Genomic DNA, 25,902 nt, shown 5'->3' with positions numbered 1-25,902 from the left:
GGCAAGCCCGGCTTCCCTACCAAAAGCCGCGCTGCATCGGCTGCGCCGGCTGATAATACTGATATTGGCTGCGCCGGCGCGGATTGGCCGGCTGGACGTACGGATCACGCTGCTGGAAGAAGAAGCCGAAGCCGTTACCGCCGTTGTCCCAGCCGTCATCGCTCGCGATCATGGCAGGCGCGGTCGGCTTGCGCGTGATGAAGCCGCCCTGCGGCTCGTTGCTCAGCACCGCGACGAACTCGGTGCGGTAATTGGTCTCGCTGCTCAGGGGCTCATCCGAAACGACGATCGACGAGCGCGGCAACGCGGTCGGTCCGATGCGATCCCACACGTCCTGCGGGATGGTGATGCGGTCGAGCGCGTTCCTCGCCTCGTCGCCGTTCTCGATCGTGACCACGTTCCAGCGCAGGCCGATATCGGTCTTCGCCATCGCCGTGAAGATATGCGTGCCGAGCGGCTGGTCGGGATTGCGGATCGTGACGGGAACCTCGATGCTGGTGTCGAACACCTCGCCGCCGCCGTCGGGCGCCGGCTTGTGCGTGTTCCGCCGCACGTAGAGCTTCTGCGTCGCGCGGCTGATGTAGACCGAGACCGGCTCGCCTGCGAGCTTCGCGTCGGTCGCCGCCTTGACGGCGTCGGCTTTCCGGGTCGCGGCCGCCTTTGCGGCGTCCTTGGTGGCGGCCACCGCATCGCGCTTCTGCTGCGCGGCCGCCCTGGCGACCTCGAGCTGCGTCGCCGCGTCGGCCGCCTTGGCCGCCGCCTTTTGCTGCAGCTCCTCGGCCTTGGCGCGGGCCTGATCGGTTTTGGCGTTCGCGAGCGTCTTGTCGGCGAAGGCGAGCTCGGCATCTGCGCGGGCCTTCTGCTGTTCCAGCTTGCGCAGCGCGGCAGGAAGCGAGGCAGCTTCCTTCGCTGCAGCGGAAGCAGCCTTCTTGGCCGCATCGGCGGCCCTCGTGGCCTCCTCGGCCTCGGCGGAGAGCTTGTCGGCCAGGCCGGGCGCTGCCGCGATGGCGTCCGGCTTCGGCACGAACAGCGAGGGGTGGGAGAAGTCGGCCGGGACCGCGTCGTGCGGCGAGATGATCACACGCATCCCGATATTCGTCTTGTCGAACAGATTCTCGGCAAAGCCGAACGGCATGCGCACGCAGCCGTGCGAGGCGGCATAGCCGGGCAGCGGTCCGCCATGCAGCGCGATACCGTTCCAGGTGATGCGCAACATGTTCGGCATCCAGGCATCGTCATACATGGTCGAGCGGTGATCCTTGTCCTTCTCGACGATGGCGAACACGCCCGCGGGCGTCTCGCGGCCCGTGGTGCCGGTCGACACCGGCGCGCGCATGATCCAGCCATCGGCATCGTAGAAAGTGACCTGCTGGCTCTTGATCGACACGATCGCTATGATCGGCTCGCCGGCCACACGCGGCGCCACGGCCTCGGCCGCCTGGCGCGGCTGCTTGGCCGCGGTTGCCGGTGTCGCCGTCAATGCGACCATTGCCGCCAAGGCCACGATTCCGGAAGGCCCCCAACGCCGCATCGCCACGGTGGATTTCGCCGTCGTCAGTCGGTTTTTCATGCCATCCTCGGTCGAAATGCCAGTCCGCCTGTGTCGATCACGCGTCAGATTGGAATCATTGGATTAAGAAATCGCAGCCGGCTTACGTTCCGTCTGTGGCGAGATTCGGCATGTTCCCGCGACAAATCTCTCATATACGACGGTTTGCGCAGGCGAAAGGCGGCCTACGGCCGAGGCCGGTCCGAAGCTGGCGTCGATTGCTGCGGCAGAATGTCCGGGCAAGCCCTGGTGCAGCCTTACGGGCCGACGCCGGGCGGCACGCTCGCTAAGCGCCGAGCGCCTTGCGATTCAACGTTCGCAGGAAACGCAGCGACAACGTTCGCACGTTCGCAACATTCAGCAACCAGGCCGCAGCCGCATAAGCGAGGCCGCCGGCGAGACTGACGATGGCGAGCGGCACGAGGCCGGTGCCGCCCGCTTGCGATCGCGCGATCAGGATCGCGGCCGCCATCACGGCTGCGGAGACGGCAACGCCGGCGAGGCGGTTGAACTCGAACGGAACCGGGTGGGCCCGATGCATCAGGACGACGGCAGCGAGGAAGCCGATCGCCTCGGTCGCCAGCGTTGCCAGCGCCGCGCCGTGGAGGCCATAGCCGGGGATCAGCGCGAACATCAGGATCACGCTGACCACGAGCGTGAGGAAGGACTGCGCCGACAGCATGAAGGGCCGCTCGGCGAGCTGAAAGCTGATCTGCACGTAGAACTGATTGGCGATACCGAAGGAGCGGGCGAGCACCAGGATCGGCAGCAGCGCCGAGACGCCGGCGCGGAAGTCGACGCCGACCAGCGTGCCGGCCACCTGGTCCGCCGCAAGCGCGAGCCAGACCGCAACGGGTGCAACGACGACGAGCAGCAGCTCGAGGCTTTCGGTCAGCCGCTCGCGTGTCGTCTCGCCGTTGTTCTCGGACAATGACCGGAACACCAGCGGCACGGTCGCCGCGGCAACGCTGGATGCGATCATGACCATGAACTGGCGCGGCAGATCGGCGGCAACGCCGAAGATGCCGGCAGCGTCCTTGCCGAGCAGATAGGCGACAATGAGCCGGTCGGAGGCCGAATAGACGGCGACGGACAATCCTGCCAGCGTCAGCGGCAGGCCGTAGCGCGCCAGCTGCATGAACTGGCTGCGCTGGAAGCGCGCGATCCTGGTGCGGTCACCGACGAGGTTCAGGATGATGCCCGTGAGCGACCCCAGACCAAACGCGGCGAGCAGCCCCAATCCACCCCAGCCGAGCCAGATGCCGAGCAGACCGAAGCCGACGCTGGAGACGCTGCGCACGATCGAGATCGCCGCGAACCGGTAGGGGCGCAATTTGGCGCGCTCGAACTCCTGGCCGACGTCGACCGCGTTGGCCATGATCGCGACGAACATGCTGGCGAGCAGCAGCTCGACACTGACGTCGCTGCGGAGCAGGAAGACCAGCGGAGTGGTGGCGCAGAGCACCGCGGCCGTGAGAGCGAAGGCGACCATCGCCGTGCCGCGGAAATCGACCTCCGCCGACATCGCCTGATAGCGGGACACCGACAGCTTGATCCAGGCGAAGAAGATCGCGCCCAGAATGCCCGCAAGACTCATGCCGACGACATAGACGCCGTATTCCGCCGGGCTCAGGAGCCGCGTATAGGCGGTGACAGCGAAGAAGCCTACCGCCGCAGGCAGGATGTAGGCGACCAGATAGATCGAGAAATGGCGGTTCAGCATGCTGGCACGGGACCGTTGGCGGCCATCAGGATTAACGAGACGTTAAGGCAGTTGGACTTTGGTGTGACAATCGGATTGCGCCGCTGGCATCGGCGAAGATAGCCGGACAAGCCTGCAAATCGGACCGCGAATGGAGCAAGCGCGCGGTTATCGCGCGTTAGCGTTAAATTTGCCCTGTCCTTGAAGCGGCCGGCGCGATCACGGAAAAGGAGCAATGATGGCGAAACGTCGCTCGACTCCTCCGATGCGCTGATGTGACAGACATGGACGTTGCCGAACCAACCCGGGTGAAACCGGCCTCGCTGCCGCGTCGCGGCACCAACGTGCCTGCGGTTCCTTCGGATGTCGGCGCAGGAGGCCGCGACGGGATGGTCCTCAACCTCTTTTTCGAAGAACGGGACGACCGCTGGTTTCCCGGCGACCGCCATCTCCGACCGCTGCTGCGACGCTTGCTGCTGGGCAAGTCCTTCGTCAGCGGCCAGCGGCGCGTCCTGCTCAATCTGTGCGCAGGCCTCGATCGGCTCGGCATCCGCTACCGCGTCAACGACTATCGCTACATCCAAAAGCACCCCGAGGAACTGGCCTGCATCATCGGCCGGCCGTTCGTGCTCGACTGGTTCAAGTGGAAGAACCCGCTCCTGCTCGGCGTCGCAATGTATGACCACCCGATCGATGCGCCGGAGAGCCTGAAGGATCTCGATGTGAGGCGCGTGCTGGTGCCGTGCGCCTGGTATGCCGACATGTTCCGTCCGCACTGGCCCCACGTCGGCGCCTGGCCGGTCGGAATCGAGACCGATCTCTGGACACCCGCGCCGGCGGATCGGAAGAGCGTCGACGTGCTGCTCTACGACAAGGTCCGCTGGGATCAGGGACGGTACGAGCGAGAGCTGATCGAGCCGATCCGCAGGCATCTCGAGGCAGGCGGACGTACCGTCGAAGTGATCCGCTACGGGCACTACAAGGAAGACGATTACAAGGCCGCGCTGGCGCGTTGCCGCAGCATGGTCTTCCTCTGCGAGCACGAAAGCCAGGGCATCGCCTGCCAGCAGGCGCTGTCGAGCGGCGTTCCCGTCTTTGCCTGGGATCGCGGCGGGCCGTGGCAGGATCCGAAATATTTCCCGGACAAGGTGAGGTTCGAAGGCGACGTGTCCTCGGTGCCCTATTTCGACGGGCGCTGTGGCATGACCTTCACCGATGCGAGCGGATTCACCGCCAGCTGGGACGGCTTCTGGTCGCGCGTCGGTGCGGGGGACTTCGCGCCGCGCGACTATGTGCTGGACCACCTGACGCTCGAGAAGGGCGCGCTTCACTATTACGAGATCGCGGAAGCGGCGATCCAGCGTCACGCGTGACCGGGCTCGACAGACGCGAATTTCTCCTCGGCAGCGCCGCGGCCCTCGCGGCGGGCTCATCCGCGTCCGCAGTACCGGCATCGAAACGCGCCCAGCGCCGGCCGGGCTATGGCGCTGCGGCGACGCTCTGGGACCTGCAAGCCGATCCCAGGCTTGGCGAGGCCATCAGCACCTATTGCACTCAGGTGGTGCCGGTGCTCGAGCTGAAATGGCCGATGCTGCGGCCGGACGCGCATACGTTCGCCTTCGAACGCGCCGACGCGATCCTGGATTTCGCGCGAGACAACGACCTGACGATGCGCGGCCACGCGCTCGCCTGGTATCACGACATTCCGGACTGGACCAAGCAGATCAAGGATTCCAAGGGCGTCGAGCGCGCGTATCGCGATCACATCGGCACCGTCGTCTCCTACTACAAGGACAAGCTGACGTCGTGGGACGTCGTGAACGAGCCGATTCCGGACAATCCCCGCAGTCCGAAGGATCGGCGTGACACGTTCTGGACGCAGCATCTGGGTCAAGGCTGGATTCCGTTGGCGTTCCGCACGGCAGCTGCGGCGGATCCCTTCGTCAAGCTCGCGATCAACGAATACGACATCGAGTCGGCAAAGGACTCGTTCATCGCCAAGCGGGCGGCCTATCGCAACCTCATCATGGACCTGCTCGACCAGGGCGTTCCGCTCCACGCCGTGGGCCTGCAATCGCATCTGCACGCCGAGCTCGAAATCGACACGCACGGGCTCGCCGAGTTCGTGGCCGAGCTGCGTTCCTGGGGACTCGAGGTGCTGGTCACCGAGCTCGACGTCGACGACCAGAAGCTGGCGGGCAATCCGGCAGAGCGCGACGCCATCGTCGCCAAGCGCGTCGACGACCTGCTGACGGCGATCTCGACCAGCGGCCCGGTGCGCTCGATCCTGACCTGGGGCATCTCGGACCGCTACAGCTGGATCAACGGCACCTTCGCCCGCAAGGACAAGCAGCCGAACCGCCCGCTGCCGCTCGACGGCGAGTTCAAGCCGAAGCCGTTCATGGACGTCATCAGCAGGTTTACGAAGGACGCCTGAGGCTTCACCTCTCCCATCGGGGAGAGGTAACCCGGGATCAACAGCTTGCAGACTTCAGCTCTGGCGCGTCTTGGGCACTTCGAACGCGGCAGCCTCGCCCATATGGTCGGGAGCCAGGCTCGGACTGCGACGGTCGCGCGAAGAGAGGCGGAACACGTCGCGGATGTCGTCGATCGAGGTCGACGAATAGGACTGGATGCAAAGCGCGACCTGCTCAGGCGAGGCCGTGCGCATCATGGCCTCGATCGCCGGGCGGTCGAGCGGCGTATCGTCCCAGTGCGAGACCGCGATGCTGTCTTCCGTGACGCGATGGGCCGCCAGATGCTCAGGCGAATTGGCGACGAAATTGCCGTACAGCAGATATTCCGAGAACTTCTTCTTCCGGCACAGCGCCAGCGCCCAGCTGAGGCCCGTCGCCGACTTGATGGCGTCGGTCATCGCACGCGCGGTGCCCTTGTCCCAGACCAGCGCGTTGCCGACATAATCGTCCGCCGGGAACGAGCGTTCCTTCATACCCAGAAGCTGATCGATGGTGCGGAGCCACACGCCATGCACCGGGTGATCCGCGCCGATCGCCCTGCGGGTGACGAAGAGCGGCGTCTTCTCACCGCCGGCATATAGGCCGACGTCGAATTCGCGGAAGAACAGATTGTCCGAATCCAGGATGCAGACGCGCTGCTCGGGCGCATTGAGGACCCCGGCGATCTTCAGGATCTGCTGGATGTGCCAGCCATGCACGGGTGACGACAGCAGCGAGAGCCAGACACGCCGGTTGCTGAGGAACTGGAGGGCCGGCGGCACCGCGAACAGCCATTTCGGCAGGTAGCGCGAGGCCGGAACGATGACCCGCCTGTCGGAGGCGAACCGCGCGAACAGCGGAACGTCCTCATCGTTAACGAGAACATAATGCCGCGTGTATCCCGAGAGCCAGGTATCGATGCTCTCGCTGAGCAGCGAAAAGCGCTCGATATCCTTGGCGTAGCTGGCAGTCAGCAGGGCAACGGAATGCATGGCGCGCGCTCGAATGGCAGTCAGGCCGCACTCATAGCGGCAATGTGGGGCGTTGGAAACCTGCGATCGCAATCAGGGTAAAATGAAACGAAGCATTAGCCATCCGCCGGCAGCCCCTGCGCGAGGCTGCGAAAGCGCAGCGGTGCCAGGGCTGATGCTCGCTGCCACCAGTCGGCGACGCGGTCGTCGAGGGCGGTCGTGCCGCGGCCCCGGCCGGGAAAGATCCGGATCTGCTGGATCGCCTCAGCTTCAAACCCCCTGCCCTTGCGCGTGATCCTGAGCGCGGCGCCTTCGCGATCCCGCTGCGTCAGCGGCACCAGAAGACGGCCGCGCGGACGGAGCGACTGGAGCCAGAGCGGGTGCGGCTGCGGGAAGCCGGCATGCACGATGATCACATCGGCGGGCTCGCCGACGTCCTTGCATCCGTCGCCGTTGACGACCGTGACGTTGCGATATCCGCGCAGGTGGCTCGCCGCTCGGGCCGCGAGCCGCTCGTCGCATTCGACCGCACGTACGCTGCCCCTTGGAGCGACCATCTTCGACAGCACCGCGGAGAAATAGCCAAGTCCGCAGCCGATCTGCACGACGCGGTCCTTCTCCCTGACGTCGAGAATGTCGATGAGATGCGCCCACAGGCTCGGCAAGCCGGTGTCGAGCTTGCGGCGGGCGTCGATCGCGACCAGCACATTGTCGTAGAGATGAACGGGATCCGCGTCGGGCGTCAGCCGGTAGCTGCGCGCCCCCTCGCTCTTGATGCGCCAGGGCCCCCTCGGCAGAAAATCCTCGCGCGGAACAGTGGCGAGCGCCTCGAGCAGGCGGGGCGAGGAAATCCGCTCGCGCCTGGCAATCCGCTCCACGTAGCGCGCACGCGCGGCGGCAAGATCGCGCATGTCACAGATCGGCCTGTTCGCGCGCGGGCGTGTCGGTCCCGAGCTCGGTCACGAGCTGCATCGCCTGCTTCAGGTCCGGTGTGTAAAAACCCTCGCTGAACTTGCCCACGACCGGCGCGAGCAGGAGACTTGCGTGCTCGCGCTTGCCGGCTTCCAGCGACAGGCGCGCGAGGCTGACGGCGGTGCGAAGCTCCCAGGACAACGCACCCTGCTTGCGCGCGGTCGCCAGCGACTGGGCGAACAGGTCCTCGGCCTCCCGCACCGAGGCGGGATCGCCATCCGACAGGGTGATCTCGCCTTGAAGGCGATAGACCTCGGCGAGGTAGGAATGATCACCGGTCCGCCGCGCGGTTGCGAGCGCGCCGTCCAGCGCGCGCAAGGCGGCATCGCGCATCCCGACCTTGGCGTAGGCTTCCGCGAGCAGGCAGCGGAACCAGCAGCCGGCGAGCCAGGAATCCATCGCCTCGTACTCGTCGAGGCCGAAGCGCATCTGGCTGAGGCCTTCGTCGGCCTCGCCGAGCTGCGTCAGCGCCCAGCCACGCAGGATCGTCGCCTGCTGCTTCCAGTGCAGGAAATTGTGCTCGCTGGCGATGATCATGGCGCGGTTGGCGTGGTCGCGCGTACCCTCGACGTCGCGCAAATGCTGGCAGAGATAGGCGCCGAACACGAGCGCGAAGGCGAGCGTGAAGGGATGGCGGATCTTCTCGGCATTGGCGATCGCCTGCTCGCTGTGCTGGCGCGCCGCGTCGGGCCGGCCGAGGAACCAGAGGAGATAGCCGAGATAGGACAGCGAGACGACGCCGGGATCGGTGCCGTGCCGCTCCATCAGGTCGGAGTGCAAATCGGGGCTGTAGAGATTGATACAGCGGTGCAAATGATGCTGCGAGGCGGCAAAGCGGCCGCGATAGAGCATGGTCATCGCGATCGAACGGTGCGCCTCGATCAGATACCCGGTCTGCTGCGCCGGCTGCGAACGCTCGCTCAGCCGCTGCCGCTTGGCGAATCTCAACAGCTCGACGCTGAGATCGTGCGCGCGGGTGAGATCGGCGCGGATGAAATGGCACACCCAGAGTCCGCGAGTGGCTGCGAAGACCTTTTCGTCGTCATCAAGCTGATGGCCGAGCTCCAGCGCGCGGATGTAGTTTTCCTCGACTTCCTGCACCGCATAGCCCTTGGCGGCAATCAGCGAATTGCCCAGTGCGATGCGCAGCTCGAGCTCCATCTCGTCGGCCCCCGGTATGCCCGCGCTGGCGTGCACGACGCTGAGGCCGCGGCGCAGATGGCCGATCGCCTCCAGATTGGCGCCGCTCCTCGCCGCCTGCTTGCCGGCCTTGAGCCAAAAGCTGGCGGCGCCCTCGCTCTGGCCGGATTCGGTCAGGTGATGGGCGAGCAGCTCCGGCTCGCGCTCGGACTTCTCCGGATACATTTCGGAAAGCACCTGGACGATCCGGGAATGCAGCTTGCGCCGCTCGCTGTGCAACAGGCTCGCATGCGCGGCGTTCTGGATCATCACGTGCTTGAAGGAGTAGATCGCGTCCGGTGGGTGGCCGCGGCGCATGATCAGCCCCGCGTCCTCCAGATGGTTGAGTGCCGCCACGATCTGCTCGGCCGGCGTGTTGGCGACGGCGCGCAGCGTCTCGTAGGAGAACTCGCGACCTATCGTGGCGCCGATCTGCGCGATCCGCTTGAACGGTCCCATCCGGTCGAGCCGCGCCATCAGCGAGTCGGTCAGGGTTGCCGGGATTGCTAGCTGCCGCCACGGCCCGGACAGCACATAGCGCCCGTGCCGCTCGGTCAGGAGGTCGGATTCGAGAACCGTCTTGGTCAGCTCCTCCAAGAACAGCGGCACGCCGTCGGTCTTGACGATGATCTCCTCGACGACCTCCTTGGGCAGCTCGCGTCCCGCAACGCGCTCGACCAGCGTCGTGCGCAATTGCCGGCTCAGGCGGTTCAGGACCACGGTGGTGATGTGCGAATGCGCGCTCCAGCTCGGCTGGAATTCGGAGCGCGCGGTGATGATGACCAGGATCGGCCGGTTCTGCACCCGGTCGACCAGAAGGTCGATCACCTCGCGGGACGTCGGGTCGATCCAGTGCAAGTCCTCGAACGCGATCACCAGCGGCATCTCGCGCGCAAGGCCGAGGAAATGATTGACCAGCGCCACGACGGTCGCATCCTTCTGCTGCCGCGGCGACAGTTCGAGCGGCGGATAGCGGTCTCCGGTCGGTATCGACAGCAGCGCGGCAAACAGCGGCATGACCTGCTCGATGTCGCCATGAGCGGCGGCGATCGCGGTCTCGAGGCTCGCCAGCGACAGCGCGGACGACTCCTCGCGATCGAGGCCGAGGGAGAATTTGAGCTGGTCGACGAACGGATGGAACGCCGTGGAGGTGTAGTAAGGCGAGCATTGGAGCGAGACTTGTCCATGGCGGTCGCCCGATATCCGCTCGAAGATTTCCTGGATGATGCGCGACTTGCCGATGCCGGGCTCGCCGAACTTGACCACGACCTGGCCGTCGCCGTCCTTGGCCTGCTGCCAGCGCCCCATCAACAGCGCGATCTCCTCCTCGCGGTTGACGAGCGGCGTCAACCGCGAGCCCCTGGCGGCGGCGAAGCGGGTCTCCACCCGCGAGGCGCGCACCACGTGCCAGGCCTGTGCCTTCTCGGGGATACCCTTCAGGACATGGACGCCGAGATTGCGGTAGTCGAACTTCCCCTTCAGCAGCGACTGCGTCGAGGCCGAGATCACCACGCCATTGGGCGGCGCCAGGGCCTGCAGGCGCGCAGCGAGATTGACGGTTTCGCCGACCGCGGAGTCGCGTTCTTCGGTGCCCTGGCCGACGAGGTCGCCGACCACGACGAGGCCGGTCGCGATCCCGATACGGACGGCGGGTGAATGGCTGAGCGCACCGCGCTGCTCGACCACGTGCGCCGTCGACAGCACCCGCACGATCTCGAGCCCGGCGCGCACCGCGCGCTCGGCATCGTCCTCATGTGCGGTCGGATAGCCGAAATAGACCAGGATACCGTCGCCGACGAAACGGGCGGCAAAGCCCTCGTAATGCTTGACCACGCGAACGCAGGTTTCGCGGAAGCCCGCAATCATGTCGCGGACGTCTTCGGGATCGAACTGCGCGGACAGCGAGGTGGAATCCACCATGTCGCAGAACATCGTGGTGAGCTGGCGCCGTTCGGCTCCGACCTCCGCCCGTGCTTGCGGACGCACCGCCTCGGTTGGCGCCTCCGCCGTTTCCGCTTGAAACAGCGCCGCCATCGCCCGCTGGATCCGCTTGCGATCGCCGAGCGGCAGTCCGAGGTCGACCAGGTCGGATTCGGTCAGGTCCCCGATCACGTCGAGATCGAGACGGTGCTGCGCGAAGAGATCGGTGTAGTGACCGAGGCCGATACCGTCGAGCCAGCGCTTCAGCTCGCCTTCCGTCCCCGTGCCCGGCTCATTCTCCAGCATGGTGATTCTGCCCGACCATCACTCCGTCGAAGGGCTCTGGGGCCCCTCAACCACAGATTTTGGGGCTCAAACTTCACCTCAGACTGGACGCGTTCCCCAACTTTTTGGAAGAATAGCCCAATCGGATCAAAAGGGAATGGCGTTGTCGGACATTGCATCCGGAGCAGACGAAGGATCAGCCGGTGCCACGGCCGAAACGAAGATATTCGCGCATATCAGCGGCCTTCTCGAATTCTACGCGCGCAGGACGCCGGCGGCGGCCGCACTCCTCGCCCCTGGCCGGCCGGTTCTCACCTACCGCGCCTTGGCCGACCGGACGCAGGATCTGATCGGCACGCTACGCGGGCTCGGCATCGCGCCTGCGGACCGCATTGCAGTTGCACTGCCGCGTGGCGCCGACAGCGCGTTGGCATTGATCGCGGTCGCGTCGGCCGCCGTATGCATCCCCGTCAGTCCGGATCTGACGGCGGACGAGCTGCAACGCTATTTCAGCGAACTGAAGTTGGCGGCGCTCGTGACCCGGGCCGACATGAATTCGGCAAGCCGCGACGTCGCCAGGGCGCTCGATATCGCGGTGATCGATTTCGTGCCGGGGCCGAAAGACGATCTCGGCGGTTGCGCGTTCATCGGCCCGCCGGTCGGGCCGGCAAGCACCAGTGGTCCCTCGCGCGGGGACGACGATGCGTTCATCCTGTTGACGTCAGGCACGGCGGCGCGGCCGAAGATGGTGCCGCTGACGCATCGCAATGTCTGCCTGTCCGCTTACAATGCCGGCCATGTGCTGTCGCTCACGTCGCGCGATCGCCTGCTCAACGTCCTCCCGCTGTTTCATGCCCATGGCTTGATCTCCGGCCTTCTCACGGCGCTGGCCGCTGGCTCCAGCGTGATCTGCACCGACGGCTTCGATTCTTCGTCCTTCTTCGGCTGGATGCGGGAGCTGCAACCGACCTGGTACACGGCGGTGCCGACCATTCATCGCGCATTGCTGACGGCGGCGGAAGCGAACCCGGACCGTGCCCGACCGTCGTCGCTGCGCGTGATCCGCTCGGCCTCGGCCTCGCTCGCGCCTGCGATTCTTCGAGGGCTGGAGGCGACGTTCGGCGTTCCCGTGCTGGAGACCTACGGGATGACGGAAGCGGCCTCGCAGATCGCGGCCAATCCGTTCGAGCTGCGCAAGATCGGATCGGTTGGCCGCGCCGCCGGCCCCGAAATCGCGATCATGGACGAGACGGGCCGCACGCTTGCAAGCGGCGCGCGCGGCGAGATCATGCTGCGCGGGCCCAACATGAGCCGCGGCTATTATAATGACGAGGCGGCGACGCAGGCTGCGTTCCGCAATGGCTGGTTCCGGACCGGCGATCTCGGCTATCTCGATGCCGGCGGCTATCTTTTCATCGTCGGCCGCATCAAGGACGTCATCAACCGCGGTGGGCAGAAGATCTCGCCGCTGGAAGTGGAAGAAGTTCTGCTCAGCCACCCGACGGTGCTGGAGGCCGGCGTGTTTGCCGTGCCGCACCCGAAGCTCGGCGAGAACGTCGCCGGCGTCGTGGTGCTGCGGCCGAATTCCGAGGCCACTTCCGATCAGTTGCGCCAGTTCGCACGACAGCGGCTCGCAGCCTACAAGGTACCGAGCCTGATCCGCAGCGTCGCGGCACTGCCGAAAGGCGCCAGCGGCAAGGTCAAACGCGGTGCGCTGGCCGGACTGATTGCGGCAGTGGACGGCCGTGACGAGACCCGGCTGCCGCGCAATGCGATGGAGACCCAGCTCGCCGAAATCTGGGCTGGTCTGTTGGAGCTGCCGCAGCTCGGCGCCGACCAGGACGTCTTCGCGCTCGGCGCGGACTCGCTCGCGGTGACGCAGATGCGCTCGCGCCTGCGCGAACGCTTCAATGTCGAGTTCTCGTTCGAGGACATCTTCGATTGCACCACGGTCGCAGCACTTGCGGCCCGGATCGAAACCGCCGCAAGCCGGCGCGAGGCGGCGCTGCCGGCCTGGCGCCACACTACGGGCGCAGACGCACCGCTGTCGTTCCAGCAGCAGCGGATGTACGTCCTCTCGCGGCTCGACCCGACCCGCTACAATTACAATGTCGTCGAAGTTGCGCTCTTCGACGGCCCGGTCGACGTCGCCGCGCTCTCTGCGAGCCTCACTGCGATGTGCACACGCCATGAGACGCTGCGCACAATCTTCATCGAACGTCGGGCGGAGCCGGTGCAGCTTGTGCTGTCATCGCCGCCGCAACTCGCGCGCGTCAAGCTCAAGCCCTGCCCTGCCGGCAAGCGGCTCGCGGTTGTCCGGCGCGAGGCGCTCAAGCTCGCGCAATATCCGTTCGACCTGGCTCACGAGCCGCCGCTGAAGGTCACGTTGCTGTCGTTCGACGGGAACAGCCATGCGCTGTTGGTCAACGTCCATCATCTCGTCACCGACGGCTGGTCGCAGCGGCTGTTCTGGGAGGAGCTCGCCGTCCACTACGCCGCGGCGCGCAGGAAGCACCCGGCCGCGCTGCCTCCGCCTGCCTTCCAGTATCGCGACTTCGCGCTCTGGCAGCAGAGCTGGGCGCAGACGCCGGCGGCGAAGGAGCAGCTCGATTATTGGAGGACCCAGCTCAACGGCGTCACCACGCTGCCGCTGCGAACGGACCGGCCCAGGCCGGAGGTCTGGAGCGGTCACGGCGCGCGCCACTATCTCGAATTTTCCAAGACGCTGTCGGGCGATCTGCGCGCACTGAGCCAGAGCCAGGGCGTCACACCGTTCATGACGCTGCTGGCGGCCTTCCAGTGCCTGTTGTTCCGTCACACCTCGCATGAGGATGTCGCGACCGGCTCGCTGATCGCCAACCGCAACCAGATCGAGAGCGAACGCCTGATCGGGCTGTTCGCCAACACCCTGGTCCTGCGCAACGATTTCAGCGGCGATCCGAGCTTCGGCGAGATGTTGCGGCGGGTGCGACAGGTCACGTTGGACGCCTACCGCAACCAGGACCTCCCGATCGAGGAGGTGTTGCGCACGCTCCAGATCGCGCGCCGCAGCGACGGCAATCCGCTGTTCCGGATCATGTTCATCCTCCAGAACGCCTCGATCGAGGCGGCACGCTTTCCCGGCCTGTCGGCACGGCGGCTGGAAATCGATCCGAAAGTGGCGCGCTTCGACATTACGCTCGAACTGGTCGAGGCCGATGGCCGCTTCAGCGGGTTCTTCGAATACGCCACCGATCTGTTCGACGCCGCGACGATCGCAGGCATGGCCGCCCAGCTCAGGACGTTGCTCAAGGCCATCATCGCCAATCCGGAACAGCGCATCTCGCGCCTGCCGCTGCTGACCGAGGCCGAACGCCGGCTGTTGCTGGCGAAAGGCCGGGGCGTGCCGGCCAATTTCACCACGCGCGGCAATTTGAGCGAACGCTTCGAGCGCCAGGCGAGGAAGACGCCGAACGCTATTGCGGTGTCGGACGGCCGCACGTCCCTGAGCTATCGCGAGCTGGCGCACCGCAGCCTGGCAGCCGCGCGCTGGCTGGCCCGTGAGGGTATCGGCGCCGAGAGCGTCGTCGCCTTGCTCGCGGAGCGCGGGCCCGACCTGCTCGCCGCGATGATCGCGGTGCAGCGCGTCGGCGCGGCCTTCCTCAATCTCGATCCCGACCAGCCGACGGCCCGGCTCACGACCATGCTCGGATCGAGCTGTGCCCGCGTGCTGCTGACCGGACGGGCTCAGTTCCCCATGGTCGAGGCACTGCTCGAGCCGCTGGTCGAACGCATGCAGGTGGCCGCGCTCGAAGACGCGATTGCCTCGGGGGTGACCAAGCCGGCTCGCGCCGCACCGCGGGCCGCCTCCAGCCTCGCCTATCTCGTCTATACGTCCGGCTCCTCCGGCGCGCCGAAGGGCGTCATGATCGAGCAGCGCGGCCTGTCGAACCACCTCGCTTCGCTCATCTCCGAGCTCGACCTCTCCGCCAGCGACGTGATCGCGCAGACCGCGCCGCAGAGCTTCGTCATCTCGGTCTGGCAATTCCTCGCCGGGCCGATGGTCGGCGCGCGCGTGCATGTCTGCGGCGACGCGATCGTGCGGGACCCGATCCTGCTGGCGCGGGAGATCGAGCGTGAGGGCATCACCGTGCTCGAGATCGTGCCTTCGCTGCTGCGCGTCATTCTCGATCGCCTGGACGAAGTGCCGGTGTTGCGTGCCTTCTCTGAATTGCGGCTCCTGATCTCGACCGGAGAGCCATTGCCCGTCGAGCTTTGCCGCGCCTGGTTCGCCCGCTGTCCAGGAGTGCCACTGATCAATGCCTATGGCGCGTCGGAATGTTCCGACGACGTCTCCCTGCATCGCCTGACCAAGGCTCCGGCGATCGCGACCGGCAACGTTCCGGTCGGCGCGCCGCTGCCGAACACCCAGCTCTACGTGCTCGACGCAAACCTCCAGCCGCAGCCGATCGGCGTGACCGGCGAGCTCTGCATCGGCGGTGCCGGCGTCGGCCGCTTCTATGTCAACGATCCCGCGCAAAGCCGGCAGCGCTTCATCCCCGATCCGTTCTCGCGCCAGCAAGGCAGCCGGCTCTACCGGACGGGCGATCTTGCCAGGCGCCGCGCCGACGGGACGATCGAATGCCTCGGCCGTGCCGACCATCAGGTCAAGATCCGTGGCCATCGTATCGAGCTCAAGGAGATCGAGAACGCGCTTGCCGATCATCCAGGCGTGCGCGCCGGCATCGTCGAGCCGCGCCGCGAGACGAGCGGCGATATCAGGCTGATCGCCCATATCGTCGCAAAGCCCGGCAGCCGGAGCAGCGCCAGCGAGCTGCGCGAATTCCTCAAAGCCAGGCTGTCGGCCCACGCCATCCCGTCGGCCTTCCTGTTCCTGGATCAGGTGCCGCTCAACGCCCATGGCAAGATCGACCGCTCCGCGCTGCTGGCGCCCGTCCAGCAGGAGACGTCCGGGCCGGACGCGGTCGTGCCGGCGCGGCGCTTCACCGAAAAGGTGCTCTCAGACATCTGGATCGACCTGCTGAAGCTCGAGAGCATCGGTGTGACCGACAATTTCTTCGATCTCGGCGGCCATTCGCTGCTGGCTGGCCAGGCGATGGCGCGCATTGCCCGCGCGCTTGGCGTGTCGCTGCCGATCAAGACCATCTTCGAGGCACCGACGATCGAGGAGCTCGCTCGGCGGGTCGACGAGGCCGTGGCGGCAAAGCCGCACAAGCCTGCCGCAAGCATGCCGCGATTGGCTGCGAGCGGGCCTCCCGCGCTTTCCATCGCGCAGGACCAGATGCTGCGGATCGAGCGGAATCTGCCGGAGTTGCCGTTGTTCAACCTGCCCTTCGCCTTCCGTCTGCGGGGCCCGCTCGATCCAGCCGCCCTGGCAAAGGCGATCGATGATGTCGTGCGCCGGCACGAATCGCTGCGGACCGCGTTCACCTGGAACGGCGAGGAGCCCGAAAGCCGCATCGTCGCGCCTCGCGCCCTTGGCCCCGTCATGACCGTCGAGACGATCGGCGACGGTCAGCCCCACAACAACAAGCGGCGCAGGGCGCTCGAACTCAGGAAGATCAATCTCCTGATCGAGCAGGAGACCCATACCCCGATCGACACCACGCGCGCGCCGCTGCTGCGCGCCCGGTTGTTGCGGCTCCACGACGACGACCACGTGCTCTTGCTGACGCTGCATCATGCCGTTGTCGACGGCTGGTCGATCGGCGTGCTGTTCGAGGAATTGTCGAGCCGGTATGCGGCGCTCGCCGGATATCCGTCGGTGCCGCTGCCGAAGCCGCCGGCGGCTTATTCGGCTGTCGCACGCTGGCAGCGCTGGTGGTGTGATACCGACGCCGCCCGCCGCCAGGCGTCCGACTGGACGGAGAATTTGCGCGGAGCGGGCCCGGTCTTCGACGGCGAAGCGCGCCCGGGCGCCTCCACCGGGCACCATCCGGTCAACGTCGAGCGTGAACTGGTCGGCCGGCTCACGGCGTTCGCCGGCCGGCACAATTGCACGCTGTTCATGTGCCTGCTCACCGGCCTGAAGGGCATGCTGCTGGCGCGGACGGGCCGCACCGACATCGCGGTCGCGACCGCCATGGCCAATCGGGCCCAGCCGGACACCGACCGCATCATCGGCCCGTTCGAGAACACGGTGATCGTCCGTACGACGATCACGCCGGAGCTGTCGTTCGCACAGGCCCTGATGCGGGTGCGCCAGAGCGTGCTCGACGCGCATGGGCGGCAGGAGCTGCCGTTCAGCATCCTGGCCGACCATCTGGAGCAGGAGGGGATCGATCCGGCCTCGCTGCTCCAGGTCTATTTCACGCTGCAGAATCCGCTGCGCCAGCCGCTCGATCTGCCGGATCTCGCGACAGGATCGATCGGCAACATCGCGCGCGAAGGCCAGCCGGTGCTGCCGATCGACCAGACCCGGCTGTCGCTGATGCTCAAGGAGCGGCCGACCGGCATCACCGGCTCATGCAACTACAAGCGCGAGTTGCTCGAGGGCCGAACGGTCGGCGAGTGGATGGACGATCTCGTCGCGCTGCTGACGGCGGCCGTCGCGCAGCCCAACACACCGCTCGGCCGGTTACTCGCACGCAGGGCAGCCTGAGCGGGTTGCGTCGCGGACAAGTACGGATTCACGCGCCGAGGCTGTGAATGATCAAGTTGCGTCTTGATTATTTGGCGTCGCCGCGCAAGATTATTCCCACGCTTCGATTTGGACGATTATTTTCAACCGGGGGAGTGTTATGGGTTTCATCAAATTTACCAAGGGCACCTCGTTGAGCGACAAGGACCGCAAGGCCCTCCAGAAGCTGCTGACCAACGAGAAGAAGAAGCTGCAATCCGCGCTGAAGGACGTCGACGCCAGCCTTTCGATGCTGGGTGGGTCGAAGAAGACCAAGAAGAAAAAGAAGTAAAATTCGCCGGCCGGGACGCCGCAGCAATCTTCAGACTTCAACGTTCGAGCTTCAGTTTTCGGACCTTGGATTTCAGTCTTTGACTTTCGGTCTTTAGTTTTCGGCCTTTAGTATTCGGTCGTAGGCCGCTCGCTGGTCGAGTTGGGGTCTCGCACAAGCTTGCGCCTGTAAACCGGCCTGCAAATCGACAAGAATTCGCCTGGGTGGGCCATTAGGAACGGTCCTCCTGGTGATTCTTGCTCAGTTGAATCTTCCGTCAGGACCGGGGATTTGGCCTCGCCTGACGTCATGGGCCCAAGTGATGGCGGACGACAGAATTGAACTCTTTGTCGGGCTGATCGAGGCCATTGACAGGCCGGGCGCGGTCGAGGCGTGCCGGCGTCTGCTCTCGGTCGACGAACGAGCCCGGGCCGATCGCTTCATGTTCGAGCGGCACCGGCGGCAATACATCTTCGCACACGCCATGTTGCGCCTCGCACTATCGCAGGTCGCGCGCAACGTCGCGCCCTCCGACTGGTCCTTTGCCGCGGGCCGCTATGGGCGGCCGTTTGTCGCAGCGCCGGTCAGCTCGACCGCGCTGCATTTCAGCCTGTCGCATGCCGACGGATGCGTTGCCTGCGTGGTGTCGCGGCATGAGGCGGTCGGGGTCGACGTCGAAACCGTGTCCCGGCGCGTCGCCCCGCTGTCCACCGCGCTCCGCTTCTTTGCGCCGGAGGAGGTCGAAACGCTGCGCGGACTGCCCGAGCCCGCGGCCATCGAGCGCTTCTTCGACTATTGGACGCTCAAGGAGGCCTATCTGAAGGCGAGAGGCTTTGGACTCAATTTGCCGCTCGACGCCTTCGCGATGCAGGTGTCGCGCGAGGCCATCGAGATCAGCTTCAAGCCCGACATCGCCGACGATCCGGACGGCTGGCGCTTCTCGCTATGCTCGCCATCGCCCTCGCATCGCCTTGCGATCGCCGACGGCTCCCGTGCGGACGGCGGCCTTCCCATCAGCCGCCATGCCTGGCCGCTCCAGCAAGCGGCTGAATGATGCCGCCGCGGCTGCGTGTCTTTCCGGCGATTTCACGCAACCGCGATCCCAAGGCCTATATCGGCGAGCTGATGCGGGTGGCCCGGTTCGCCGACCGCAACGGCTTCGAAGGCATCCTGCTGTTCGAAGGCAATGACGTGTTCGTCGAGCCCTGGGCGATGGCCCAGCACATCATGGCAGAGACGACGCGGAGCTCGCCGCTGATCGCCGTCAATCCGCTCTACATGCACCCGTTCACCGCCGCGAAATTCGTTTCGTCCTTCGCGCAGCTCTACGGCCGTAAGGTCTATCTCAACATGATCACGGGAACGGCGGTCAGCGACTTGGAGGGGCTGGGCGACGACCAGTCGCATGCCGATCGCTACGTTCGGCTCGGCGAATACGCCACGCTGATGCGCCAGTTGCTGGCAAGCCCGCGACCTGTCAATTTCGCGGGCCGGTTCTACCGCGCCAGCAATCTGCAACTTCGTCCGCACCTGCCCGCGGAGCTGATGCCGGAGTTCCTGATCGCCGGCCAATCCGAGGCGGCCCGGTGCGTCGCAGAGGAGACCGGCTGCATCAAGATGCAGATGCTGCCGCCCGACCTCGATCGCGGGCTCGACGCAGCAGGCATGAACTTTGGAATTTTCGCGCGCGCGGACCGCGACGAGGCCCGGCAGGCCGCAAAGGCGCGCTTCCGCGACAATCAAGATGATCGCGAGCTGCTCGCGCTCACGGTGGAGAACAGCGACTCCGTGTGGAGGCGCCGGCTCCATGAGGGGCAAAGCGGAGAGCTTCAGGACAACGGCTACTGGCTGCTGCCGTTCCTGACCTTCCAGGCCGACTGCCCGTATCTCGTCGGCAGCTACGAAGAGATCGGCGCGAGGCTGAAGCAGTTTTCGGCGAAAGGCCTGACCACGATCATGCTCGACATGGTCGCCGAGGAGTCCGAGATGCAGCACGTCCGCAAGGCGCTCGCGGCGAGCGGGATGTTCGATATCTAATTGCTTTAGGTTGAACCGATTGCGGATGCGGCTCGTTCACCTCTCCCGCAAGCGGGAGAGGGAGCGCACTTCCGTTGTCGCAATCAAGGCTGATCACATCACGCTCTAGATATTTGCGAGTGGCGCTCTCTCCGCTGTCTTGGTCAGGCCTGTCCCGGGCATAACGATCGACGCGGGGAGAGGCGAAAGAGACCTCATCGCGCTTCTTCGAATCCTGCCAGCACCGAGGTCAGGTTCGTGCCGAGGATATCCGAGAGATAGCCGCCCTCCTGCACGAACACGGTCGGCAGGCCCATCTTCGCGATGGCCTGGCCGATGCGGCGGAAGCCGGGCGTGGTGACGGCCAGTCCCTTCAGTGGATCGTGCTCGGAGGCATCGAGACCGAGTGCGATGACGAGGGCGCCCGGCGCAAACGACTCGATCGCCTTGCGCGCGAGGTCCAGCGCCTGAATGTAGCCGTCATCGCCGGTGCCGATGGCGAGGGGAATGTTGAGATTGGTGCCGAGACCGGGGCCTTCGCCGCGCTCATGCGCATAGCCCCACACGAAGGGGTAATAGACGGTCGGATCGGCATGGATCGAGATCGTGTAGACGTCGGGCCGGGCATAGAAGATGCCTTGCGTGCCGTTGCCGTGATGGACATCGACGTCGAGGACCACGACACGCTCGTGCTTGAGCCGAAGATGCGCGGCGGCAATCGCGCTGTTGTTGAGAAAACAGAAGCCGCCGGCCATGTCGCGATAGGCGTGATGGCCGGGCGGACGGCACAGCGCGTAGGTCGCGTCCTCGCCGTCCATCACCATCTGCGCCGCCGTGACTGCCACATCGGTCGCGGCACAGGCGGCCGCCCACGTGCCCGGCCCGATCGGCGCCGCGGTGTCGGCGGTGTGCCAGCCGAGCTTGCCGACGATGTGGGTGGGATAGGTCGCGGCATGGCGCACCGGATGGATGTTGCCGATCATCTCCGAGCCGGAATCGCCGAGCGCCGTCCAGGCGTCCCAGGCTTCGCTCAGGAACGACAGATATTCCGGACTGTGAATGCGCGCGCGCGGCCCCTGCCCGAAGCTGGTCGGCTCGACCAGTTGATGCTTTCCGTCCTTCAATCCCTTGAGCAGGCGGTCGGCGCGCTCGGGCTGCTCGGTGGTGCGCTTGACGACACCGCGAACCAGGAAGAATTGCGGATCGTGGCTGCGGTGCAGTTCGGTATGGACGGCTTTCACTCAAACACTCCGTGGTCGCATGCTCTTGAGGGGTGCCACAGATGTCTTGATGCCTGCGACCGCCCGATGCAAGCAAGAAGAATGCCGCACCCATCGCGCGGCTCTGCGCCGGAAGCAGATCGCCCGTGACGCTCAGCAACGCCCGCGCTGGAGGCAGTGCTCGCGCCCCTGCTGGTCGGTGCGGAAGGACTCGATGTAGCCACCCTGGCGCTGGGTGACGAAGACGGTCTTGCCGTCGCTGCCGCCGAAGGCGAGGTTGGTCGGCTCCTTGCCCTTCAGCGCGATCTCCCGCTCGACGGCGCCACTGGGTTTCACCAGCGCGATCGTGCCTTTGAGAATGCGCGCGACGTAGAGACGGCCGGCAACGTCGGTGCGCAGACCGTCGACGGTGTCGGGCTGAAACGACTTGACGAGTTTTGCGCCGGTGAGCTCGTTGCCGCTGATCGCATAGGACCAGATCTGGCCGCTGCTGGATTCGCCGACATAGAGCGTCTTGCCGTCCGGACTGAGATCGATGCCGTTGGTGGTGCCCATCGCGCGCGGCGCAGCCATGACCCGGCCCTGCACCGTGCCGTCGGCTTCCTTCGCGATGCGCCAGACGTATCCTTCGCGGCCCTTCCAGTTCGGATCGCTCGCATAGATCGTGCCGTCGCGGGCGATGGTGATGTCGTTGGGCTGGTTCATCTCCTCGGAGTGAAACCAGACGGCCGGCTTGGTCGCACCCTTCGGGATCGCGAAGATATTGTGCTTCTTGTAGTCGGCAATGAACATGGTGCCGTTCCGATCGAAACGGATGGCGTTGCCGACACTGCCTTCGGGAAGCACGGTGAACGGCTCCGACGCCGCGCGGCCGGCCGGCAGCCTGCCGATGGTGCCGGGCTTGCCGAGATTGACCACGAAGAGGTTGCCGTCGATGTCGGCGGCGGGCCCTTCGATGCCGAACGTGTATTCTCCCGCAGGCGTCACCTGCACGCTTTCGAACAGCTTGGTCTCGGCCCGGGCGGACGCGGTCGCAATGACGAGAAGAACGCTACCGCACAGGCACCAGAAATTCCTGCCGGATGTAATAGCCATCGCCGTCGGTGCACTCGCCACTCAGATAGGGATCGGCCGGCCGGAAGAAGCGGCTGAAGCCGGGTTTGTCTACAGCGCTCCTTTGTGTCACGACGACGACCTTGGCGGCCGGTATTTCGCCGCATTCCTTGTTGGTCCTGCCGTAGAACTTGCGCTGCGGTGGACCCGTCTTGATCCGCATCCGCGTGCCCGGAACCATGTTCGCGACGAGCAGATCCGCAGCGTCCAGCAGACGTTTGTAGCCGGGCTCGGTCTTCGGCAGGCTCTCGCCGCCCGGCGGCATCAGCTTCTCCGCGCCCAAGCCGCGCAGGCGCGTGCGCAGCTTGCCGGCGTCGGGATCGCCCGGATAGATCCAGCCGTCCTGCGACAGCATGAAGCGCAGCACGGCCCCGTCCTTCTCCGTCTCCGATTGCCCCGGCGCCAGACCGAAATCGGAGTGGCAGCCGACACAATACTTCTCGACGAGGCCCTTGCGCAGCGTGGTGAGACGGGCGCTGTTCTGCGCGTCCCTGGCGACGAAGGCCGCGAGCTGGTCGATCATGGCCTGGCTGCGCATGTCGCAGGGTAGCGGCTGAGGCGCATCGCCCGTCGCGCGATCGATCCGAATCACGGTCTTGTTCTTGTCTTCGACCAGCCAGATCGCGCCGTCCTCGGCGACCGTCATGCCGACGGGCGCACCTTGCGGCCGGGCGCCATTGACGCGGTGCCAGCCTGCAATCAACTCCTCGAACGGCGCCGCAGCGACCTCGCCGGCATCGGTCTGGAAGCTGCGGGTCGGGTCGGGGGCGCAACTCACGTGATAGCGCACCGGCGCCGGGGCAGGTTTGGGAAAGCCGTGATCGTCGACGTCATAGACGAGCAGGCGGCTGCCGGTCGGGCGATAGCCGTGCAGGCCGACCAGCAGCTTGCCTTCGAGTTCCGGGAATTTGCCGCCGTGATAGTACAGCATCGCGAGCGGCGCGCCGTGCGGCGGCAGCAGCGAGAACGGCGCCTTGTAGAGCGCATTGGCCGTGCAGAGCGATTTGTAAATCCCCGATTGCAGCACTCGCCTGAATTCGGGACTCGGCGTCGACAGGTCGTAGCAATAGGGCCAGCCATAGTGCCGGCCCTGCTCGACCGCGTTGATCTCCTCGTTCGGCTTGAAGATGTCAGGCAGATCGCGACCGTTCTCGCCCTGCAGGAAGGCGTAATCAGCGTCCGGAAACATCGGGTGCAGCACCAGCGCCATCGAATTGCGCAGGCCGCGCGCATAGACGGTGTGCGGCGGATCGGGATCGTTCGGCTTCAATGCCGGAAAGACGCCGCCCGGAGGCGGCGTGAACAGCCAGATCGATGCCAGCGCGGAGGCGCCTTCGGCGGCCGCGCAGGGCTTTGTGATCGGCGAGGGTGTGACGCAGTCGTCGCTGTGCGAGCCGACATTGACGAACAGCCGGCCGGTCCTGTCGAACACGAACTGCTTGAACGGGTGCGCACTCTCGCCGAGCCTGGTGCCATCCGGCAGCGTGATCCGCCGGCCGGGCATGTGACGGATGATGGTCTCCACCGTGCTTCGCGGATTGTCCGCAAGCGGATCGAACCGGAAGATCGCCTCCGCGGTCGAGGCATAGAGCTTCTTCTCCGGGCCGATGACGAGGCCGAACGGATACTCGATTCCGGTCAGCAGCTCCTTGAAACGCCGGTCCTGTCGCGCGTGCGGGTCGAGCAGCAGCAGCCGTCCATCGGCATGACCCCAGCCGCCCATGTCGGCCACGACGAACAGGTCGCGGCCGGGCACCTGGACGATTGAACGCGGAAATTTGAGATGGTCCTCTTCGCTGGCGACGAGCCCGGCGCAGAATCCCGCCTTCATGTCGATCTGGATCCTGGGAAAAGCGAGATCGCCGCTGCCGCAAATGTCCGTGCCGATCGCATAGCCGCTCTTCCTGACCGGTTCGGAAGAAGCCGGGGCGAAGGCGAGCAGCGCTCCGGCGACGACCGCCGCAAACACGCGCAAGCTTCGGCGTTCGCTCAGGAATGTGAACTCGTTCACGGCGCCCCCGGCTTTCCCGGAAGACTTGTTCCATGTCGCCGGAACGCCGTCCAGTTGATCATCACCCGCCTGTGATAAAACCTGTAGCGGCTTCCGCAGCGACCAATCTCCGTAGATTCCCTTACCGGGCTCGACCCGAATGTTTCGCAAATGCCTGGGGTGGTATCGATATGCCTTCCCAATCGCTTTCTAGGAGGCGTTCATGGTCCAGGTCTATTTTCACTGCTCCAACACCGAGGGCACGCTGATCGACCGCTACGGGGCCGCCGTCGCCAATCTGACCGAGGCGCGCGACCGCGCCGCCCAGATCATGAACTCGATGATCCAGACGCCCGGTGCCGAAGACTGGCGCGACTGGGTCATCCATATCAGCGACGATGACGGCGAGGAGATTTTCGATCTCCCGTTCACCGCCATTCTCGGCAAGCCGCATTGAGGTGACGCCATGCTGCTGTCGTCACTGAACCTGCTCCGCCAGCCCCTGACCTTCGTCACCACCAAATGGCAGACGCTGATCCGAGTCGCGGGCAACCCCTATCGCCCCGAGCTGCACTACATGCGCGGGCCCGGCCCGAAATGGCGCGCCAAGCATCAGGCCAGCCGGCTGGACCGCTCGCTCTGAGGACGCGGCCGTAGAAATCTCACTAATCGTCGTCATGGCCGGGCTTGACCCGGCCATCCACGTTTTCGGATGCGGATATGAAGACGTGGATGCCCGGGTCAAGCCCGGGCATGACGAGACTGGGGACATGTACCCACCTCACCGCCCCGTAAACCTCGCCTTGCGCTTCTCGATGAAGGCATTGCGGCCTTCGATGGCGTCCGCGCTTTTGCGGATCGTCGCCTGAAGCTCGATCTCGCGGCGGAACTGCGCCTCGTAGGTCGCATGCTCGCTCTCCTCGACCAGCACGCGCGTTGCCACCAAGGCGCGCGTCGGACCATCAGCCAGACGGCGTGCCAGCGTCAGCGCCTCCTCCATCAGCTTGGCATCGTCGACGACCTGCCGCACCAGGCCGATCTGCTGGGCGCGTTCCGCCGTCAGCGGCTCGTTCAGCAGCATCAGCTCGAGCGCGCGCTGCCGGCCGACCAGCCGCGGCAGCAGCCAGGTCGAGCCGAGATCGGGCACCAGCGCGATGCGGCTGAACACCTGGATGAAGCTCGCCGACCGCGCCGCGACGATCAAGTCGCCGGCCATCGCCAGACTGAAGCCGCCGCCGGCCGCCACGCCATTGACGGCGACCACGACGGGCACGCGGCACTCGCGCAAGGCCTTGAAGGCCGGCCAGTAGAAGCGCATGACGCCGGCGGCGATATCCTCGCCGAGCGCCTCCGACGCCTTCAGGTTCTGGCCCGAGCAGAAGCCGCGCCCGGCCCCGGTCAGGATGAGGGCGCGGACGTCATCGTCCTTCGTCATCTCGGCGAGGGCGGCGGCGAGCGCGCCGAGCAGGTCCGGCGTCATTGCGTTCAGGCTCGCCGGCTCGTCGAGGGTCAAGATCCCGACCGCGCCATCCCGCGCCTGTTTCACACCAGCCATGTCGCTCCTCCCTTTTGATGTTCTCGTTCTCCGCAATGTGCCATGGTCCGCGCGCTCCGCCAATTGCGGAGCCTCGATCTCAAC

Annotated in this window: 17 protein-coding genes; 8 read left to right on the top strand and 9 right to left on the bottom strand. The window is 65.8% G+C overall.

Features of this window, described 5'->3' with window-relative positions; genetic code table 11:
• Positions 1–16: 16 nt before the first annotated feature.
• Positions 17–1,570, bottom strand: coding sequence for a L,D-transpeptidase (locus FJV43_RS24260; protein WP_239621611.1), 1,554 nt, complete (start codon positions 1,568–1,570; stop codon positions 17–19).
• Positions 1,571–1,835: 265 nt separating this feature from the next.
• Complete coding sequence (locus FJV43_RS24255) at positions 1,836–3,272, bottom strand: oligosaccharide flippase family protein (RefSeq protein ID WP_239621610.1); 1,437 nt, start codon at positions 3,270–3,272, stop codon at positions 1,836–1,838.
• 263 nt (positions 3,273–3,535) lie between these two features.
• On the opposite strand from FJV43_RS24255, the gene FJV43_RS24250 reads away from it, so the two are divergent.
• Complete coding sequence (locus tag FJV43_RS24250; protein ID WP_239621609.1) at positions 3,536–4,624, top strand: glycosyltransferase family 1 protein; 1,089 nt, start codon at positions 3,536–3,538, stop codon at positions 4,622–4,624.
• Positions 4,621–5,688, top strand: coding sequence for an endo-1,4-beta-xylanase (locus FJV43_RS24245; protein ID WP_239621608.1), 1,068 nt, complete (start codon positions 4,621–4,623; stop codon positions 5,686–5,688). The genes FJV43_RS24250 and FJV43_RS24245 overlap by 4 nt, the downstream gene beginning before the upstream one ends.
• Positions 5,689–5,742: 54 nt before the next feature.
• On the opposite strand, the gene FJV43_RS24240 is transcribed toward FJV43_RS24245, so the two are convergent.
• From FJV43_RS24240 to FJV43_RS24230, 3 genes are all read right to left on the bottom strand, one after another.
• Positions 5,743–6,699: a DUF6492 family protein gene (locus FJV43_RS24240; RefSeq protein WP_239621607.1), complete on the bottom strand. Its 957-nt coding sequence runs from the start codon at positions 6,697–6,699 to the stop codon at positions 5,743–5,745.
• Positions 6,700–6,794: 95 nt separating this feature from the next.
• Complete coding sequence (locus FJV43_RS24235; protein ID WP_239621606.1) at positions 6,795–7,589, bottom strand: rRNA adenine N-6-methyltransferase family protein; 795 nt, start codon at positions 7,587–7,589, stop codon at positions 6,795–6,797.
• A gap of 1 nt (position 7,590) precedes the next feature.
• Positions 7,591–11,055: an AAA family ATPase gene (locus FJV43_RS24230; protein ID WP_239621605.1), complete on the bottom strand. Its 3,465-nt coding sequence runs from the start codon at positions 11,053–11,055 to the stop codon at positions 7,591–7,593.
• Positions 11,056–11,191: 136 nt separating this feature from the next.
• Between FJV43_RS24230 and FJV43_RS24225 the strand changes: the two genes are divergently transcribed.
• The 4 genes from FJV43_RS24225 (at position 11,192) to FJV43_RS24210 (ending at position 19,961) form a co-directional block, all read left to right on the top strand.
• Entirely contained in the window at positions 11,192–17,635 is a 6,444-nt protein-coding gene (locus FJV43_RS24225; protein ID WP_239621604.1) for a non-ribosomal peptide synthetase, read from the top strand.
• Between the two features lie 139 nt (positions 17,636–17,774).
• Positions 17,775–17,945, top strand: a complete 171-nt coding sequence (locus FJV43_RS24220) for a hypothetical protein (RefSeq protein ID WP_162832039.1) — start codon at positions 17,775–17,777, stop codon at positions 17,943–17,945.
• Positions 17,946–18,246: 301 nt separating this feature from the next.
• The gene (locus tag FJV43_RS24215; RefSeq protein ID WP_239621603.1) at positions 18,247–18,978 is read left to right on the top strand and encodes a 4'-phosphopantetheinyl transferase superfamily protein; all 732 of its coding nucleotides are present in this window, start codon (positions 18,247–18,249) and stop codon (positions 18,976–18,978) included.
• Positions 18,975–19,961 (top strand): LLM class flavin-dependent oxidoreductase, encoded by a 987-nt coding sequence (locus FJV43_RS24210; RefSeq protein WP_239621602.1) that lies wholly within the window; start codon positions 18,975–18,977, stop codon positions 19,959–19,961. Before FJV43_RS24215 ends, FJV43_RS24210 begins: the two co-directional genes overlap by 4 nt.
• Positions 19,962–20,155: 194 nt before the next feature.
• Here the strand turns inward: FJV43_RS24210 and FJV43_RS24205 are convergent, their stop codons facing one another.
• The 3 genes from FJV43_RS24205 to FJV43_RS24195 all read right to left on the bottom strand — a co-directional run bounded on the left by FJV43_RS24205 (position 20,156) and on the right by FJV43_RS24195 (position 24,284).
• Complete coding sequence (locus FJV43_RS24205) at positions 20,156–21,181, bottom strand: histone deacetylase family protein (RefSeq protein ID WP_239621601.1); 1,026 nt, start codon at positions 21,179–21,181, stop codon at positions 20,156–20,158.
• 132 nt (positions 21,182–21,313) lie between these two features.
• Positions 21,314–22,255 (bottom strand): SMP-30/gluconolactonase/LRE family protein, encoded by a 942-nt coding sequence (locus tag FJV43_RS24200; protein WP_239621600.1) that lies wholly within the window; start codon positions 22,253–22,255, stop codon positions 21,314–21,316.
• Positions 22,212–24,284 (bottom strand): PQQ-dependent sugar dehydrogenase, encoded by a 2,073-nt coding sequence (locus tag FJV43_RS24195; RefSeq protein WP_239621599.1) that lies wholly within the window; start codon positions 24,282–24,284, stop codon positions 22,212–22,214. The genes FJV43_RS24200 and FJV43_RS24195 overlap by 44 nt, the downstream gene beginning before the upstream one ends.
• Before the next feature lie 202 nt (positions 24,285–24,486).
• Between FJV43_RS24195 and FJV43_RS24190 the strand changes: the two genes are divergently transcribed.
• Both FJV43_RS24190 and FJV43_RS24185 read left to right on the top strand, forming a co-directional pair.
• Complete coding sequence (locus FJV43_RS24190; RefSeq protein ID WP_239621598.1) at positions 24,487–24,720, top strand: hypothetical protein; 234 nt, start codon at positions 24,487–24,489, stop codon at positions 24,718–24,720.
• A 9-nt stretch (positions 24,721–24,729) separates the two neighbouring features.
• Entirely contained in the window at positions 24,730–24,906 is a 177-nt protein-coding gene (locus FJV43_RS24185; RefSeq protein ID WP_239621597.1) for a hypothetical protein, read from the top strand.
• Positions 24,907–25,044: 138 nt separating this feature from the next.
• Here the strand turns inward: FJV43_RS24185 and FJV43_RS24180 are convergent, their stop codons facing one another.
• Positions 25,045–25,818 (bottom strand): enoyl-CoA hydratase-related protein, encoded by a 774-nt coding sequence (locus FJV43_RS24180; protein ID WP_239621596.1) that lies wholly within the window; start codon positions 25,816–25,818, stop codon positions 25,045–25,047.
• Between the last annotated feature and the right edge of the window lie 84 nt (positions 25,819–25,902).

This window comes from Bradyrhizobium sp. I71 (assembly GCF_022354745.1).
Classification (GTDB): domain Bacteria; phylum Pseudomonadota; class Alphaproteobacteria; order Rhizobiales; family Xanthobacteraceae; genus Bradyrhizobium; species Bradyrhizobium liaoningense.
Note: the sequence above shows the minus strand (reverse complement) of the source record. Positions and strands in the feature narration are given on the sequence as shown.

Coding starts and splice junctions, on each gene's coding strand:
- FJV43_RS24260 (WP_239621611.1), bottom strand. CDS start 1,570: ATGAAAAACCGACTGACGACGGCGAAATCCACCGTGGCGATGCGGCGT.
- FJV43_RS24255 (WP_239621610.1), bottom strand. CDS start 3,272: ATGCTGAACCGCCATTTCTCGATCTATCTGGTCGCCTACATCCTGCCT.
- FJV43_RS24250 (WP_239621609.1), top strand. CDS start 3,536: ATGGACGTTGCCGAACCAACCCGGGTGAAACCGGCCTCGCTGCCGCGT.
- FJV43_RS24240 (WP_239621607.1), bottom strand. CDS start 6,699: ATGCATTCCGTTGCCCTGCTGACTGCCAGCTACGCCAAGGATATCGAG.
- FJV43_RS24235 (WP_239621606.1), bottom strand. CDS start 7,589: ATGCGCGATCTTGCCGCCGCGCGTGCGCGCTACGTGGAGCGGATTGCC.
- FJV43_RS24230 (WP_239621605.1), bottom strand. CDS start 11,055: ATGCTGGAGAATGAGCCGGGCACGGGGACGGAAGGCGAGCTGAAGCGC.
- FJV43_RS24225 (WP_239621604.1), top strand. CDS start 11,192: ATGGCGTTGTCGGACATTGCATCCGGAGCAGACGAAGGATCAGCCGGT.
- FJV43_RS24220 (WP_162832039.1), top strand. CDS start 17,775: ATGGGTTTCATCAAATTTACCAAGGGCACCTCGTTGAGCGACAAGGAC.
- FJV43_RS24215 (WP_239621603.1), top strand. CDS start 18,247: ATGGCGGACGACAGAATTGAACTCTTTGTCGGGCTGATCGAGGCCATT.
- FJV43_RS24210 (WP_239621602.1), top strand. CDS start 18,975: ATGATGCCGCCGCGGCTGCGTGTCTTTCCGGCGATTTCACGCAACCGC.
- FJV43_RS24200 (WP_239621600.1), bottom strand. CDS start 22,255: ATGGCTATTACATCCGGCAGGAATTTCTGGTGCCTGTGCGGTAGCGTT.
- FJV43_RS24190 (WP_239621598.1), top strand. CDS start 24,487: ATGGTCCAGGTCTATTTTCACTGCTCCAACACCGAGGGCACGCTGATC.
- FJV43_RS24185 (WP_239621597.1), top strand. CDS start 24,730: ATGCTGCTGTCGTCACTGAACCTGCTCCGCCAGCCCCTGACCTTCGTC.
- FJV43_RS24180 (WP_239621596.1), bottom strand. CDS start 25,818: ATGGCTGGTGTGAAACAGGCGCGGGATGGCGCGGTCGGGATCTTGACC.